Source organism: Microbacterium sp. EF45047 (assembly GCF_028472845.1).
In the GTDB taxonomy this organism is placed as follows: Bacteria; Actinomycetota; Actinomycetes; order Actinomycetales; family Microbacteriaceae; genus Microbacterium; species Microbacterium neungamense.
Genome location: NZ_CP069429.1, coordinates 300,956 through 316,394 on the forward strand (window position 1 = coordinate 300,956; position 15,439 = coordinate 316,394).

Annotated in this window: 14 protein-coding genes and 1 tRNA gene; 7 read left to right on the forward strand and 8 right to left on the reverse strand. The window is 71.7% G+C overall.

Annotation, left to right across the window (positions count from 1 at the left end; translation table 11 throughout):
- Window positions 1–101 precede the first annotated feature (101 nt).
- The 7 genes from JRG78_RS01470 to JRG78_RS01500 all read right to left on the reverse strand — a co-directional run bounded on the left by JRG78_RS01470 (window position 102) and on the right by JRG78_RS01500 (window position 8,040).
- Complete coding sequence (locus JRG78_RS01470; RefSeq protein WP_272653531.1) at window positions 102–1,583, reverse strand: mannitol dehydrogenase family protein; 1,482 nt, start codon at window positions 1,581–1,583, stop codon at window positions 102–104.
- Window positions 1,580–2,557, reverse strand: coding sequence for a 1-phosphofructokinase family hexose kinase (locus JRG78_RS01475; RefSeq protein ID WP_272653532.1), 978 nt, complete (start codon window positions 2,555–2,557; stop codon window positions 1,580–1,582). The genes JRG78_RS01470 and JRG78_RS01475 overlap by 4 nt, the downstream gene beginning before the upstream one ends.
- Window positions 2,554–3,339, reverse strand: coding sequence for a DeoR/GlpR family DNA-binding transcription regulator (locus JRG78_RS01480; RefSeq protein ID WP_272653533.1), 786 nt, complete (start codon window positions 3,337–3,339; stop codon window positions 2,554–2,556). Before JRG78_RS01480 ends, JRG78_RS01475 begins: the two co-directional genes overlap by 4 nt.
- The gene (locus tag JRG78_RS01485; RefSeq protein WP_272653534.1) at window positions 3,329–4,825 is read right to left on the reverse strand and encodes an FGGY-family carbohydrate kinase; all 1,497 of its coding nucleotides are present in this window, start codon (window positions 4,823–4,825) and stop codon (window positions 3,329–3,331) included. The genes JRG78_RS01480 and JRG78_RS01485 overlap by 11 nt, the downstream gene beginning before the upstream one ends.
- Complete coding sequence (locus JRG78_RS01490; protein WP_272653535.1) at window positions 4,825–5,673, reverse strand: carbohydrate ABC transporter permease; 849 nt, start codon at window positions 5,671–5,673, stop codon at window positions 4,825–4,827. Before JRG78_RS01490 ends, JRG78_RS01485 begins: the two co-directional genes overlap by 1 nt.
- Entirely contained in the window at window positions 5,673–6,617 is a 945-nt protein-coding gene (locus JRG78_RS01495; RefSeq protein ID WP_272653536.1) for a carbohydrate ABC transporter permease, read from the reverse strand. The genes JRG78_RS01490 and JRG78_RS01495 overlap by 1 nt, the downstream gene beginning before the upstream one ends.
- Window positions 6,618–6,678: 61 nt before the next feature.
- Window positions 6,679–8,040 (reverse strand): ABC transporter substrate-binding protein, encoded by a 1,362-nt coding sequence (locus JRG78_RS01500; protein ID WP_272653537.1) that lies wholly within the window; start codon window positions 8,038–8,040, stop codon window positions 6,679–6,681.
- Window positions 8,041–8,261: 221 nt separating this feature from the next.
- On the opposite strand from JRG78_RS01500, the gene JRG78_RS01505 reads away from it, so the two are divergent.
- The 3 genes from JRG78_RS01505 to JRG78_RS01515 are packed head-to-tail and all read left to right on the forward strand — an operon-like array spanning window position 8,262 to window position 10,984.
- Window positions 8,262–9,062, forward strand: coding sequence for a DeoR/GlpR family DNA-binding transcription regulator (locus JRG78_RS01505; protein ID WP_272653538.1), 801 nt, complete (start codon window positions 8,262–8,264; stop codon window positions 9,060–9,062).
- Between the two features lie 16 nt (window positions 9,063–9,078).
- Window positions 9,079–9,921 (forward strand): class II fructose-bisphosphate aldolase, encoded by an 843-nt coding sequence (locus tag JRG78_RS01510; RefSeq protein WP_272653539.1) that lies wholly within the window; start codon window positions 9,079–9,081, stop codon window positions 9,919–9,921.
- 37 nt (window positions 9,922–9,958) lie between these two features.
- Window positions 9,959–10,984: a zinc-dependent alcohol dehydrogenase gene (locus JRG78_RS01515; RefSeq protein WP_272653540.1), complete on the forward strand. Its 1,026-nt coding sequence runs from the start codon at window positions 9,959–9,961 to the stop codon at window positions 10,982–10,984.
- An 18-nt stretch (window positions 10,985–11,002) separates the two neighbouring features.
- Here JRG78_RS01515 and JRG78_RS01520 read toward each other — a convergent pair whose 3' ends face one another.
- A complete protein-coding gene (locus JRG78_RS01520; RefSeq protein WP_272653541.1) occupies window positions 11,003–11,749 on the reverse strand; it encodes an SDR family oxidoreductase in 747 nt (248 codons plus the stop codon).
- Between the two features lie 129 nt (window positions 11,750–11,878).
- Here JRG78_RS01520 and JRG78_RS01525 point away from each other — a divergent pair, with 129 nt between their 5' ends.
- The 4 genes from JRG78_RS01525 (at window position 11,879) to JRG78_RS01540 (ending at window position 15,338) form a co-directional block, all read left to right on the forward strand.
- Window positions 11,879–12,652, forward strand: coding sequence for an SDR family NAD(P)-dependent oxidoreductase (locus JRG78_RS01525; RefSeq protein WP_272653542.1), 774 nt, complete (start codon window positions 11,879–11,881; stop codon window positions 12,650–12,652).
- A 31-nt stretch (window positions 12,653–12,683) separates the two neighbouring features.
- Window positions 12,684–14,096 (forward strand): FGGY family carbohydrate kinase, encoded by a 1,413-nt coding sequence (locus JRG78_RS01530; protein ID WP_272653543.1) that lies wholly within the window; start codon window positions 12,684–12,686, stop codon window positions 14,094–14,096.
- Between the two features lie 78 nt (window positions 14,097–14,174).
- Window positions 14,175–14,264 (forward strand) — tRNA-Ser (locus JRG78_RS01535).
- Window positions 14,265–14,417: 153 nt separating this feature from the next.
- A complete protein-coding gene (locus tag JRG78_RS01540) occupies window positions 14,418–15,338 on the forward strand; it encodes an alpha/beta hydrolase (RefSeq protein ID WP_259607254.1) in 921 nt (306 codons plus the stop codon).
- Window positions 15,339–15,439 lie beyond the last annotated feature (101 nt).

The window sequence follows — 15,439 nt, forward strand, 5'->3', positions numbered from 1 at the left end:
CGCCGTCCAACGGCAACGTGCGCTGACGCCGTCGGCGCGGCCCGGCCCGCGACGTCAGCGTTCTCGCGCTTCGGCGGGGCGGATGCTCACGGTGGCGACGGTCAGGAAGCGTCCCCGGCGAGCTGCGTCAGCAGTGCCCGCGCGCCGTCGCTGCGCAGCACGCGCAGGGCGTGCAGGTACGGCTCGGTGAAACCGGGACGGGTGGCGAGGTCGCCGAACAGGTCTGGATCGCGGACGAACGCGAGCGGATCGCTGTCGTCCCTCGCGGCGGCCATCACCTGCTCCCTGCGGTTGTCGACGACCTCGATCGGCTCACCCTGCTCGTCGACGCCGGTGGCGTAGCGCGCCCAGGATGCGACGACGGCGGCGGCCCGGCGCACGTCGCCGCCGGCGTCCAGCCGCTCCCGGATCACCGGCACCAGCCACTTCGGGATCCGGTCGCTGGACTCGGCGCACAGCCGTGCGATCGTGTCCCGCACCTCCGGGTTCGAGAAACGGCGGATCAGCTCGTCCCGGTAGGCGGCGAGGTCGATGCCCGGAACCGGTCGCAGCGTGGGGGTCGCCTCCTCCGCCATGTACCGGCGCAGCAGATCGGCGATCAGCGGATCGCGCGTCGCGTCGTGCACGAGCCGGTAGCCGAGGAGGTGCCCGAAGTAGCACAGCGCCTGGTGCGAGGCGTTCAGCAGACGCAGCTTCATCAGCTCGTACGGTTCGACGTCGTCCACGACCTGCACCCGCGTCCGCTCGTACGGCGGCCGGCCCGTGCTGAAGGTGTCCTCCAGCACCCACTGGAAGAACGGCTCGCACACGACCGGCCATTCGTCTGAGAGCCCCGTCAGCCGCGCCGTGTCGGCCACATCCTCGGCGGTGGTGGCCGGGGTGATCCGGTCCACCATCGAGTTCGGGAACCGCACCTGTGCGTCGATCCACCGCGCCAGCTCGGGATCCTTGGCCTCGGCGAAGGTGAGGATCGCGCGCCGGGCGATGCGGCCGTTGTCCTGAAGGTTGTCGCAGCTCATGACCGTGAAGGCCGGGGCGCCGGCATCGCGGCGCCGGCGCAGCGCCTCGACGATGAGCCCGAACACGGTGCGCGGCTCGGCGCCGTCCTCCAGGTCGGCGGCGACGTAGGGGGAGGTGAGCAGGAACTCCCCGGTCGCCTGGTTGATGTTGTAGCCGCCCTCGGTGACCGTCAGCGACACGATCCGCGTGGTCGGCGCGGTGAGGAGGTCGAGGACCGCCCCGGCACCGTCGTCGTGCACCGTGAGCATGCCCAGCACCGAGCCGATCACCCGGGCCGTGCGGGTTCCGTCGGCGTGCTTCTCGACGAGGGTGTACAGCCCGTCCTGTGCGCGAAGAATGGCACGCATCCGGGAATCCTCGGGGCGCACGCCGACCCCCATGATGGCCCAGTCCCGTGCCCGCCCGGTGCGGAGCAGCTCGTCGATCACGAGCGCCTGGTGGGCGCGGTGGAAGCCTCCGACGCCGAAGTGCGCGATCCCCGCGGTGAGGCCGGTGCGGTCGTACTCCGGGACGGCGACGGCGGATGCGGCGAGACGGAGTGCGGATGCGGTGAGAGCGGTCATGATGCCTCCCTGAGGGTGAGGGCGGGTTCGGAGAGGGGGGTGTCCTCGGCCGGGATGGAGACCCGAGCGGGGGGAGCGGATGCCGGGCCGGCGAGGATCGTCGTCACCTGGGAGACGGCGAGCGCACCCCAGGACGCCGCGGCCGCCGCGGCGTCGTCGAGGCCGCGGCCGCGCGCGGCCTGCGCCAGGAAGCCGGCGAGCGACGCGTCGCCCGCGCCGACGGTGTTGACCAGCGCGGGCGCCGCGGCGACGGCGACGCGGTAGCCGGAGGCGTCCAGCACGAGAGCGCCGTCCGCCCCCATGCTCACGTACACCGTGCGCACTCCGGCCTCGCGGATCTGCTGCGCCGCGGCCACCACGTCGCCGACGGTGCGCAGCACCTGCCCGGTGGCCTCGGCGAGCTCGTGCGTGTTCGGTTTGATCAGGTCGATGCGCGCGCCCACCTGGAGCGCGCGCTGCAGCGCCTCGCCGCTGGAGTCCAGGGCGATCCGGGCGCCGGCATCCGCTGCACGCTCGATCAGCTCCTCGAACGGCGCGAGGGCGCCGGTTCCGGCGATCCGCGGGATGCTGCCGCAGATCGCGATCCATCCGCTCCCCACGGCGTGCCAGGCGTCGACCGCCGCCGCGCTCAGCGCGTCCCACTCGGCCGGTTCCAGGGGCGTCGGCGGCGCGTTGACCTTCGTCGTGCGCCCGTCGGCCTCGATCACCGTGGTGTTCACCCGCACGTCGCGCGAGATGGGCACGGGCACCACGACCGGGTCCCCGGCAACCCCGGCCAGGTCCGCCGGACCGAGCGGGACGACCGCGCGAACGGGCACATCCGTCTGCGCGATGGCGCGGGCGACGTTCACGCCCTTGCCGCTGAGCTCGTGATGATCGTCCTCGGCACGGTTGACGATGCCGGGGACGAGAGCGGGGACGCGGTAGGTGCGGTCGACGGCCGCCGCCGGGGTCACCGTGACGACGCCGGTCATGCGGCACCCGCCACGATCAGCGTGCGGGCGGACTCCAGGGGCGTGGTGAGCCGTTGCGCGGTGCTCTCGCCGGCGATCACGACGTCGACCTCTCCGAGGCGCGCGTAGACCGCGTAGTGCGCGGCATCCGTCGCCCCTTCTTCGAGCACGAGCACCGAGCGCCGCGACCTGCGCAGGGCCAGGGCGCGCAGGGCGGCATCTGCCGGACGGGCGGTGAGCTCGCCGGCATCCGTGCATCCGCTGGCGAAGAAGATCGCGGTGTCGGGCCGCAGAGTCTCCAGGAGTGCGCGCGCCCACTCCCCGGACAGGATGCCGTCGGCGTCCGCCTGACCGCCGAGGGAGAGCACCGCCACCGCCGGGTGGGTGCTCGCCGCGATGGCGACGTCGAGCGATGGCGTGATCAGATCGAGGCTCCGGTCCTCCGGGAGCAGCGCCACCAGCTGTTCGGCGAGGCGCCCTCCGTCGAGGTACACGGCCCCTTCCCGGGGGATCTCGGCGAGCACGCGTTCGATCAGGGCCCGGTCGCCGCGCTCCGGGACAGGCAGATGGACCGGCTGCACCCGGACGGCGCCGCCGTGCGCGCGGATGAGCTTCGACTCCTGCTCGAGGGTTCGAAGATCGCGTCGGATGGTCTCCTCGGACGCCCCGAACCGCGCGGCCAGCTCTCCGACCTCGACCCGTCCGTCGAGGTCGAGGGCGGCGAGGATCTCGCGGTGCCGCGCCTCCGCGGAGAGCCGGCGCGAACCCGCGTTGTCCGGTCGTTCGTGTGCGTCAGGCGTCATTGGCCCGCTCCTTCCACCACGGCAGCAGGGATGCCGCGAGCGACGCGAAACGCTCACGTGCCCGCTCCCAGTACGCGGCCGAATCCGGGCACGGCTCGATCTCAGGCCCGAGCCGCGCCTGTGCCTGAGCATGGCCCAGGTCCTCGTACAGGCCGAGGTGCACGGCCGCCAGCGCCGCGGCGCCGAAGGCGCCGGGCTCCTGTTCGAGCGAGACGCGGACCGGGCGGCCGAGGGCCTGCGCGACCAGTTCGGCGTAGTAGCCCGAGCGTGCGATGCCGCCGCCGAGCGCCACGGGACCCTCGAACGCGAACGCCTCGGCGAGCGCGGACACATGCCAGTGGTGCATCAGGGCGATGCCCTCCAGGACACCGCGGATCAGATGGGCGGGGCCGTGCCAGCCGCGCAGCCCCGACAGCGATCCGGAGGCGTCCAGCCCGGGCGGCGAGCCGGCGAAGAACGGCAGCACGGTCGGCACGTCGTCGTCCAGCGGCAGCGCCGCAGCCTCGGCGAACAGCCGGTCGCGGCGCACGGGATCCTGGGCGCCGAGCAGCCGCAGCGCCCAGTCCAGGGTGGGGGACGCGGTCGACGAGGTCGACATCGCGATGCGCAGATCGGGGGTCACCGACAGGCGCGACTGCCAGCGCGGATCGACATCCGTGCGCCGCGTGGCGACGCCGTTCGTGTTGAAGGACCCCGCGACGCAGGCGAGGCGCCCCGGCAGCAGCGAGCCCATCCCGATCGCGCTGGCATGCACGTCGTGCAGGCCGGTGAGGACAGGGATGCCCTCGGGGAGGCCGGTCTGCGCGGCGGCGGCCCGTCCGACCCCGCCCGCGGTCGCCGCGCTCTCCTGCAGCGGAGGGAGCAGATCTGAGAGCCCTCCGACCCCGTACGCGTCGAGGACGGCCGGGCTCCAGTCGGCGCTGCCGGTGTCCAGGAACGACGCCGTCGCGTCGGAGTAGTCGGTGACGATCTCGCCGGTGAGCCGCAGCCGGACGGCGTCCTTGCAGAACACCATCGCGTGCGCGGCATCGATCCGATCGGGATGGTTCCGCGCCGTCCACAGCAGCAGCGCCCCGGGCGAGGATGCGCCGGCGGCCTGCCCGGAGACCTGCAGGATCGTCGCCGACCGGCCCGGGTCGGTCGCGATCTCCTCGGCCTCCCTCCAGGCGCGGCCGTCCATCGCCGTGATCGCGGGCCCCACTCCCCGCCCGGCCGCATCGACCAGGTGCAGGCCGTCGCCGTGTCCGCTGATCGCGACGGCGGCGATCCGATCGCGCTCCGTCTGCGCCAGGGCAGCGGCGATCGCCGACCGCACCGCACCCCACAGCGCGTCGTGGCTGCGCTCGGCGTGGTGCGGGGCCGGCCGGTCGACCGGGCTGACGCTGCGGCCGACCGCGATCGGCCGCAGATCGCCGTCGTGCACCACCGCCTTCACGGCGGTCTGCCCGACGTCGATGCCGAGGACCAGTGGGGCCGCGTCCGCCACTACTTGATCGCCCCCATCGCCAGTCCGCGGACCAGACGCTTCTGCGCCAGCCATCCCGCGATCACGACGGGGAGCACCGCGAGCGTGGCCGCCGCCGACAGCACGGCCAGGAACTGACCACGGCCGTCGACGAAGCTGCCGAGGAACGGAGGGGTGGTGCGGGCGACGGTCGAGGTGAGGAGGTTCGCGAGGAAGTACTCGTTCCAGGCGAAGATGAAGCAGATCAGCGCGGCGGCCGCGATGCCGGGGGCGACGATCGGCAGGACGACCCGCACCAGTTCCGTCCAGAAGCGCGCCCCGTCGATCTGTGCGGCCTCGATGATCTCCAGCGGCACCTCGGCGAAGAACGAGCGCATCATCCAGACCGCGAGGGGCAGGTTCATGCCCACGTAGAGGATCGAGAGCGCGGAGATGTTGTCCAGCGCGCCGAGGCCCTGCAGCACCAGGTAGATCGGGATGATGGCCGCGGCGACGGGCATGAACCGCGTCGAGATGAAGAAGAACAGGGCATCCGTCGACTTGATCAGAGGGCGCACGGACAGTCCGTATGCGGCGGGGATGGCCAGCAGCAGCACGATCACCGTCGACATCACGCTGGCGGTGAGCGAGTTGGTCAGGTACGCCGCGAACCCGCGGTCGAGCACCGCCTGGAACCGGTCGAGGCTGAGCTCGGTGAAGAACGTCGGGGTGCTCGTCGCGGCGGCCGACTCGGACTTGAAGGCGGTGAAGACCATCCAGGCCACCGGGAAGAAGAAGCCGAGCACGATCACCCAGGTGACGAGGGTGATCGCGGCGCCGACGGCGCGCTTGCGGACAGGGACCTTGCGGACGGGGCGGGGAGCGGACATCAGCGGGCTCCTTCGTTGCGGAAGATCTTGAACAGCAGTCGCAGCGCGATCGTCGCGACGATGATGGTGAGGATGACCGTCAGCACGCCGTACGCCGCGGCCTCTCCGATCTCGAGGCCGATGAACGCCCGCTCGTACAGCAGGTACGGCAGCGTCTTCGTGCCGCCGGTGCCGCGGGTCATGATCGCGATCGGGTCGAACACCTGCAGCAGCATGATGGTGCCGAGCAGCACCGCCAGCTCGATGTAGGTGCGCAGATGCGGCAGCGTCATGAACACGAACGAGCGCAGCGGCCCGGCGCCGTCCACGGCCGCCGCCTCGAGAGTGGACGGATCCTGGCTCTGCAGGCCGGCCAGGATGATCAGCATCATGAACGGGGTGAACTGCCAGGTGAGCACCATGATGATCGTCACCACGGGCAGGTCGGTGTTCCAGGCGACGGGCGGGATGCCGACCAGGGACAGGGCCCAGTTCACCATGCCGACGTTCGAGTCCAGCATCGACCACTTCCACACGAGCGCCGCCGCGGCGGGCATCATCAGGAACGGCGTGATCAGGAGCGTCCGGGCGATGCCCTGACCGATGAACTTCCGGTCCAGCAGGACCGCCAGGAGCAGACCCAGCAGCACCGAGAACAGCACCGAGCCGCCGGTGATGACGACCGTGGCGGTGAGCGATTCGAGGAACGCGGGGTTCCCCAGCACCCGGACGTAGTTGTCGAGACCCACGAACGCCTGGTCGCCGGGCCGCTGCAGGTTCCACCGCTGCAGGGAGTAGTAGATGGTGACCAGGAACGGCACCTGTGTGATCACGATCGAGACGATCAGCGCGGGCCAGACCAGGGCGCGCGCCAGTCGCAGCTCGCGGCGGTCGCGCGTCGTGAGGGCGGCGGCGCGCACGCGCCGGGTGCGGCTCTGCGGCCTCGTGATGAGTGCGGTTGTCATGGGATCCTCCTGGACCGGTGCGGGAGGCGGGCCGGTGAAGCCGGCCCGCCTCCCCGTGCGGCTACTTCTGGGCCTCGCCGACGGCCTCGGCCAGTTCCTGGCCCTTCGCGAGAGCCTGCTCGACGGTGGCACGCCCCGCGAACACCTCGGCGATCTCTTGGGAGACCTGGTTGCCGAGGTCCTGGAACTCCGGCACGGTCACGTACTGGATGCCGACCCACGGCTGGGGGGCGACGCCCGGCTGCTCGGGGTTGACCGAGGTCATGATGTCGCGGGTGAGCTCGGCGAAGGCGCCGGCCTCCTGCTGGTACTCGGGCAGTTCGTAGGTGGACTCACGGGACCCCGGGGGGACGCGGCTCCAGCCGAGCTTCTCGCCGACGAGCTTGATGTACTCCTTGCTGGTCGCCCAGCTGACGAACTCCCACGCGGCGTCCTGCTTCTTGGAGGTCTTCGGAATGGCGAGGTTCCACGACCACAGCCAGCCGGACTCCTCCGTCTCGACCACCGGCGCGTGGGCGTAGCCGACCTTGCCGGCGACCTGGCTGAGCTCGGGCGACTCGACCGAACCTGCGGCGGACGTGGCGTCGTACCAGATCGCGGCCTTGCCCTGGGTGAACAGGTTCAGGCACTCGGTGAAGCCGGTGGACACCGGGTCGCGCTGACCGGCCTCCTTCACCAGGTCGGTGTAGAACTGCACCGCCTCGGTGAAGCCCTCGCCGTCGACCTGGGCGTTCCAGTCCTCGTCGAACCAGTTGCCGCCGAAGGTCTGCACGACGGTCGTCAGCGGCGCGAACAGCTCGCCCCAGCCGGGCTTGCCGCGCAGGCAGATGCCGGCCACGTCGTCGGTCTTCACGGCCCGTGCCGCGTCGGCGACCTCCTGCCAGGTCGGGTGGTCGGAGAGCGTGACGCCGGCCGCGCCGAGCAGCTCCTTGTTGTACATCAGGAACGAGCTCTCGCCGTAGAACGGCACGGCGAAGAGCTTGTCGTCGACGGTCAGCGCCTCACGCACCGGCGGGAGGATGTCGCCGACGTCGTAGCCCTCGGTGTCCGCCGCTCGGTCGGTGAGATCGACGAGCCAGTCGTTCTGGCCCCAGATCGGCACCTCGTAGCTGCCCACCGTCACGATGTCGTACTGCCCGCCCTTCGTCGCCACGTCCTTGGTGACGGCGTCGCGCAGGTCGTTCTCCTCCATCTGGATGAACTTGACGGTGATGTCCGGATGCTCTTTCTCGAACTCGCCCTTGAGCTCCTCCATGTCCTTCATCTGGGGGTTGTTCACGGTGGCGAGCGTGAGGGTCGTCTTGCCCCCGTCTCCGCCGCCGGCCGGCGCTCCTGCCCCCGCGCAGCCGCTGACGGCGAGCGCGGAGGCGGAGAGGACGGCTGCGGACAGGACGAGTCTCTTGCTGCGGGAGAACGTCTCCATGGTGTGCCTTTCATCATCGACTCGTTCCGGGCGGGCTTCACGGCGTCGTGCGACCGTTGCGCTTCGGAACAGGCATCGGGTTGTTGGCAGACAGTCTTGCGCGAACTCGCATCCGATGCAACACTTTCGGGCATAATGTTCGAGAAACAGTCATGATTCGGGCATCAAGAACTGAGCAATCAGTCACTTCGGGCCGCGAATCCGGAAGAATGCAGGCTCCCATGTATCCCGCTGAACGCCGCAGGGCGATCCTCGCCGAAGCGCAGTCCGGCGACGGCAGGGTCTCCGTCGCCCGGTTGAGCGCCCATCTCGGGGTGACGTACGCCACCATCCGTCGCGATCTCGACGACCTCGAGCGAGAGGGGCTCCTGCGCCGGCAGCACGGCGGTGCCCGGCTCGTGCGCACCCTGCCCTTCGAACTGTCCCTCCCGGTGCGCACGGCGACGGAGCAGGAGGAGCGGGGCCGCATCGCGGACGCTGTGGTGCGGCTGCTCCCCGCAGACGGTGTCGTCCTGCTCGACTCGGGTGCGCTGATGCTGTCGGTCGCCGAGCGCTTCCCCGACGACCGCGAGCTGATGGTGGTCACGAACAATCTGCCTGCCGCCCGCCTGCTCGGGGCGAAGAAGAGACTCACGGTGCTCACGCTGCCCGGTCGGGTGCGCCGGCTCACCCAGGCGACCGTGGACGAGACGGCCCGCGCCCGACTCGACGGACTGCGGGTCGACCGGGCGCTCATCGGCGCCAACGGCGTCACCGTCGAGAGCGGCGCCACGACCACCATCCCGGCGGAGGCGGCGGTGAAGCGCGCGATGATCGACGCTGCCGATCGCAGCGTCCTCGCCGTCACCGCGTCGAAGTTCGGGCAGGTGTCGTTCTGCCGCTTCGCCGAGCTCGACGAGTTCGAGCACATCCTCACCGACGACCGCCTCGACGACGCGACGAGAAGAGAGTTCGCCGGCGCCGGAGCCGACCTGACAGTGGTCCCCGCCGCCTCCGCCCCCGCGCCGGAACCGGCGCCATGATCCGAGGAGCATCCCGATGACCGTCGTCTCACCCGGTCGCATCATCGCCGAGCACGGGCGGGTGGCGGCCGTGAACGTCATCCAGCTGGAGCACGCCGAGGCGATCGCCGCCGCCTCCGTGCGGACCGGACTCCCGGTGGTCCTGCAGATCTCCGAGAACACCGCCGCCTACCACGGCGGGCTGGCCCCGATAGCGCTCGCGGTGCTGCGCATCGCCGCGGACGCCCCGACGCCGATCGCCGTGCACCTCGATCATGCCGAGCGCGAGGATCTCGTGTATCAGGCCATCGACCTCGGCATCCCGTCGGTGATGTTCGACGCCTCGAAGAGCGAGGACGCCGAGAACCGTCGCCGCACGGCCGCCGTGGCCGAGCGCGCGCACGCCGGCGGGGTTTGGGTGGAGGCCGAGCTGGGCGAGATCGGCGGCAAGGACGGCGCGCATGCGCCCGGCGTCCGCACCGACCCGGGGGACGCGGCGCGGTTCGTCGCCGACACCGGCGTCGACGCGCTGGCCGTCGCCGTCGGCAGCTCGCACGCGATGGCCGAGCGCACGGCGCGGCTCGACTTCGGGCTGATCGCCGCTCTGGCGCGCGCCGTGCCGGTGCCCCTGGTGCTGCACGGGTCCAGCGGGGTCGCGGATGCCGACATCCAGCAGGCGATCGCGCACGGCATGCGCAAGATCAACATCGCCACGCACGTCAACGGAGTGTTCACCCGCGCGGTCCGCGAGGCGCTCCTGTCCGACGGTCGGATGACCGACCCGCGCGCCTACCTCGGCCCCGGGCGCGACGCGGCCGCCGGCGAGGTCGCCCGGCTGCTCACGGTGATCGGCGAAGCGCCGGCCGCCGACCTTTCGTGACCGGTCGATGGGCGACCGGAGGATCTGGAGAGATGCGATGACAGAGAACATGCGACGAGTGATCGTGCAGGACGTGGACACCTTCGTGCTCACCGAGGCACCCGTGCCTCAGCCGGGCCCCGGTGAGGTGCAGGTGCGCACGACCGTGTCGGGTGTGTGCGGCTCGGACACCCACGCCGCCCACGGCAGGCATCCGTTCGTTCCCCTCCCGTACGCGCCGGGCCATGAGGTCGTCGGTGTCGTGAGTGCCGTGGGCGAGGGCGTCGACGGATGGGCGGCGGGAGACCGGGTCACGGTGGAGCCCACCCTGCCGTGCGGCGGCTGCAAGATGTGCACCACCGGACGCAGCAACCTGTGCGAGAACCTCCGCTTCTTCGGATGCGGGTACGAACAAGGCGGCATGGCGGACTTCTTCACCATCCCGGCGACGCGGCTGCACCGCATCCCGGACGACCTCGACGATCTGCAGGCCGCGCTCATCGAGCCGCTGTCGACCCCCGTGCACGCCGTGCGCCTCGCCGGGGACGTGGCGGGCAAGGCCGTGGTGATCATCGGCGCCGGCACGATCGGCCTGCTCGTGCTCGCCGCCGCACGGCACGCGGGCGCCCGGACGATCGTGATGACGGACATGCTCGCCGACAAGCGCGAGCGCGCGCTGCGGCTCGGTGCGGACGCCGTGGTGGACGCCGCGTCCGCGGACGCCGTGGCGCAGATCCGCGACGCCCTCGGCGAGAGCGCCGACGTGGTGTTCGACTGCGTGGCGATCCAGCCCACGGTCGATCAGGCCATCGCCCTGGCGGACAAGGCGGGAACAGTGGTGATCGTGGGTGTGCCGGCCCGCGACGTCACCGTGCCGCTGCCGATCATCCAGGACCACCAGATCCGCATCCAGGGGAGTGCGACGTACCTGCCCGAGGACTACGCGACCGCGATCGAGATCCTGCGCGCCGGCGAGGTGCGCGCGGAGGATATGATCACGAGGCGCCTGCCGCTCGAGCAGGTGGCGGAGGCGTTCCGGCTCTCCGCCAGCGGCGCCGAGGTCAAGGTCGTCGTGGAGGTGTGATGGCCGCCCGTGATGCGGTCAGCCGTTCGCCTCGGCGAGGCTCCACATGCTCCACAGCGCCGTGCGCATGCGACGCGGCTGGCGCAGCGTGGTGAGGATGCCGAACGCGATGTCACCGGGGCGCAGGAAGTCGGCCTCTTCCGGCGTCCGGTCGCCGAAACGCCCGGTCGCCGCTGCGAAGCCGGTGTTGACCGCGGCGGGCGCGACGACGGAGACCCGGATGCCCTCGTGCCGCACCTCGCGGTCGAGCGAGGTGGCGAACTGGATCTGCGCCGCCTTCGTCGCGGCGTACACGGCCTCGCCGCCGCCCCCGGTCCCGAGCCCTGCGACGGAGCCGAGCACGATGACGTCCCCGCCGCCGCCCCGCTCGCGGAAGTGCGACAGCGCCGCCCGTGCCAGCCACACCGTGCCGAGGAAGTTCACGTCGGCCATGGTGCGGATCTGCGCATCGGTCGCGTCGAGCGCGCCGCCGAAGTATCCGATCCCGGCGTTCGCCACGACGCTGTCGACCCGACCCCAGGCATCCACGCCTGCCGCGACGAGCCGGGCGGACGCCGCCGGGTCGGCGACGTCGGCGACCACGGCCGCCAACGGCGCGCCTTCGTGCCGGGCGCGCAGGCGGTCGAGGTTCGCCTCGTCGATGTCGCCGGCGATCACCCGGGCGCCCGCCTCGAGGAGCTGGCCGACGGTCTCGGCCCCGATGCCCGACCCGGCACCGGTCACGACGACCACGTCGCCGGTCAGGTCCCTGAGCTCTGCCGTCATCCCGCACCTCCGCGCTTCCGCGGCGCCGTCGCGCCGTCCGCGTTCGAGCGTAGCGGGAGAGGCCGCGAGGCCCGCCGTATCCGGACCGGGCGCAGCCGCCCATCCGCCCTGCATATCAAGGAGGACACCATGACCGAATCGACGACGCTCTCCGGCCGGGTCGCCGTAGTCGTCGGCGGCGCTCGCGGGCTGGGCCTGGCGATGGCCGCGGCCCTGGCCGACTACGGCGCCGACGTGGCGCTTCTCGACATCCTGCCGGCCGTGTCGGATGCCGCCGCCGCGCTGGCCGCGGAGAAGGGCGTGCGGACGTTCGGGCATCGGATCGACGTCACGGAGCCGGCATCGGTGCAGGCGGCGTTCGAGGCTGCCCGGTCGGCGCTCGGCACCGCCACGGCGCTCGTGAACGCCGCGGGCATCGCGCACTGGGGGCCCGCCCTCGAGGTGACCCGCGAGCAGTGGCAGCGGGTGATCGACGTGAACCTCACGGGCACGTTCCTGTGCGCCCAGGAGTTCGCGCGCCGCGCGGTGGCGGCCGAGGCGCCGGCCACCATCGTGAACATCTCGTCGATGTCCGGCACCGTGGTGAACGTGCCGCAGCAGCAGGTGGCGTACAACGTGAGCAAGGCCGGTGTGTCCATGCTCACCAAGAGCCTCGCGATCGAGTGGCTGCCGCTCGGCGTGCGCGTCAACGCCATCGCGCCGGGGTACTTCGCGTCGGACATGACCAAGGACGCCGTCGCGAACGATCCCACCATGGCGGACGAATGGATGCGGCGGATCCCGGCCGGGCGCATGGGCGAGCCGCACGAGCTCGGGGAGCTCGTCGTGTACCTGTCGTCGGACGCGTCCCGTTACGTGGTGGGTCAGAGCATTCTCATCGACGGCGGCTACACGCTCGTCTGACGACACGACACGACGCGGGGAGGGGAGTGTCATGGAGTGCGTGCTCGGACTGGATCTCGGCACGAGCGGGCTCAAGGCCGTGCTCGTCGGGTGGGAGGGCGAGACGCTGGCATCCACCTCCGAGACCTACGGGTACGACGTGCCGCGGCCGGGATGGGCCGAGACGAATCCCGCGGTGTGGGAGGCGGCGGCTCGTGCGGCGGTGCGCCGTCTGCGGGCATCGCACCCGTCGGCCCGTGTCGCGGCCGTCGCCATCGACGGTCAGATGCACGGCATCGTGCTGGTGGACGGCGAGGGTGAAGCCGTCCATCCAGCGGTGCTGTGGCCGGACGGACGCGCCACCGGGATCGTCGAGGAGTGGCGACGGTCGCTCTCGCCCGCCGTGGCGTCGGCGTTGGGCAATCCGCTCGCCGCCGGGATGGCGGGGCCCGTTCTCGGATGGCTGCAGGTGCACCGGCCGGATGCTGTCGCGCGCGCGGCACGGGCGCTCTCGCCGAAGGACTGGCTGCGTTCGCGACTCGTTCCGGGATCGCTCGTGACGGATGCATCCGACGCCTCCGCCACGCTGATGTGGGACGTCTTCGCGAACGACTGGTGCACCGCTCTCCTCGAGGAGGCAGGGCTTCCGGTCGAGCTCCTTCCGGAGGTGTGGCCGTCTGACGCGGAGGCGGGGCGGATCCCCGGTGACGTGGCGCGCAGCTGGGGGCTGCCGGAGGGGATCCCCGTCGCGGTGGGATGCGCCGACGTGGCCGCGACGATGCTCGCCGTGGAGGACCCGGATGCCGTCGCGACGGTCGTCCTCGGCACCGGCGCTCAGGCAGTCGCGATGGGCGTGGTGCCGCAGCGATCGTCCGCGACCCGCCACCACACGTACCGCGGCACGGACGACCGTCGCTACGCGATGGTCGCGTCGACGAACGCGGGTCTCGCCCTCACCCGGGTCTGCACGCTCCTCGGCATCGAATGGCCGGAGCTCTACGCCTCGCCGTTCGATGCGCTCGGCCCCGACGACCCGGTGTTCCTGCCGTTCTTCGCGGCGGAGCGGCTTCCCGACCCGCTGCCCGGCGGACGTGCCTCGTGGCGACGGCTGTCCTCCCACGGCGGACGGGAACTGCTTGCGGCGTCGGCGGTCGAGGCTGTGCTGTTCGGTGTCCGGCGGGCGCTCGAGGCGCTGCCCGTCGGGCGGGGGCCGGTGCAGGTCGCGGGAGGCGGAACGGCCGACCCGCGCGTGCGGCAGTTCCTGGCGGATGCACTGGACAGGCCGCTCCTCGTCTCCGAGGCGCGGGACGCGACGGCGCTGGGGGCGGCGCACCTGGCGCTGCGGACGCTCGGACGGGCCCCGAAGCGCCGAGTCGGCTCGCTCGCGCTGCTGCGGCCTTCGCGCTCCGTGGACGAGCGCTACGACCTCTATCGACGCGAGCTCGAGCGCGCCCTGCTCGACTGAGCGCATCGACCGCGGTTAGGCGCGGCTGCCGGGGAAGGTTATGATGAGTGAACGCGTCCATGTCTCGGCTGGACGCCTGGAGACGTCGCATAGTCAGGCCTAGTGCACCACCCTGCTAAGGTGGAGTCCCCTTTAAGGGGACCGAGGGTTCGAATCCCTCCGTCTCCGCCCTGTGATGTCGCACGACATCGTGAACGGCTGAACCCCCGGTCTCCGGGGTTCAGCCGTTTTGCGTTGCTGGTGGCTCAGCGGGCGTGTGGGTAACGTCGGCACGGGGCTCATCGTCGGTACCGGGGCTCGCCAGCATCCGGGGAGGTGCCCGTGTTCGAAGGATTCGCCGAGGAGACGATCGACACCGGCGGCGCCCGCATCTTCGCGCGTCACGGCGGCGAGGGGCCGGCCGTGCTTCTGCTGCACGGGCATCCGCGGACCTCGGCCACCTGGCACCGGGCGGCACCCCTGCTGGTCGAGGCCGGCTTCACGGTCGTGTGCGCCGACCTCCGCGGCTACGGCCGATCCGTCGGCCCGGCACCGGCGGCGGATCACCGTCCGCATTCCAAACGCGCGGTCGCGCTCGACATGGTGCGGGTGATGTCGCACCTCGGCCACGAGTGCTTCGCCGTGATGGGGCACGACCGCGGCAGCTACGTCGCGTTCCGGCTGGCCCTCGACCACCCCGACCGGGTCATCGCGCTGGGCGTGTTCGACGGCGTTCCTCTCACCGAGCACCTGGACCGAGGCGGCACGCGCTTCGTGCTGCGCTGGTGGCACTGGTTCTTCTTCGCGCAGCCCGAGATCCCCGAGCGGGTGATCGGCCGGGACCCGGATGCCTGGTATCAGAGCAGGCATCACGGCGACCCGGCGATCATGGGCGAGGAGAACCATGCGGAATGGCGGGCCGCCACGCATCGCCCGGAGGTGATCCGGGCCATGCTCGAGGACTACCGCGCCGGGGTGACCGTGGACGCCGAACTCGAACGTGCCGATCGCGCCGCCGGCCGCCGGCTCACCATGCCCGTGCTGTCTCTGTGGTCGCAGCGGGACGATCTCGAGGAGCTCGTCGGCGACCCGCGGGAGATCTGGCGGGAATGGGCGGACGTCGTCGAAGGACGGGCCATCGACTCCGGTCATCACATGGCGGAGGAGGCCCCTGAGGAGGTCGCCGCTGCGGTGACCGGTTTCCTCGACCGGGCGATCGGCCGGGGCGCCGAACCGGGATCACTGCACGGCTCCGTCTCCTGACCGGAGCCGCCGTGCGCCGCAAGTCGGCCTTGCGCCACCGAGGAGCCGGGTCGATAATGAGTCCACGCGCATGGGCAAGGGGTGAGTGGGACCGCCCTCAC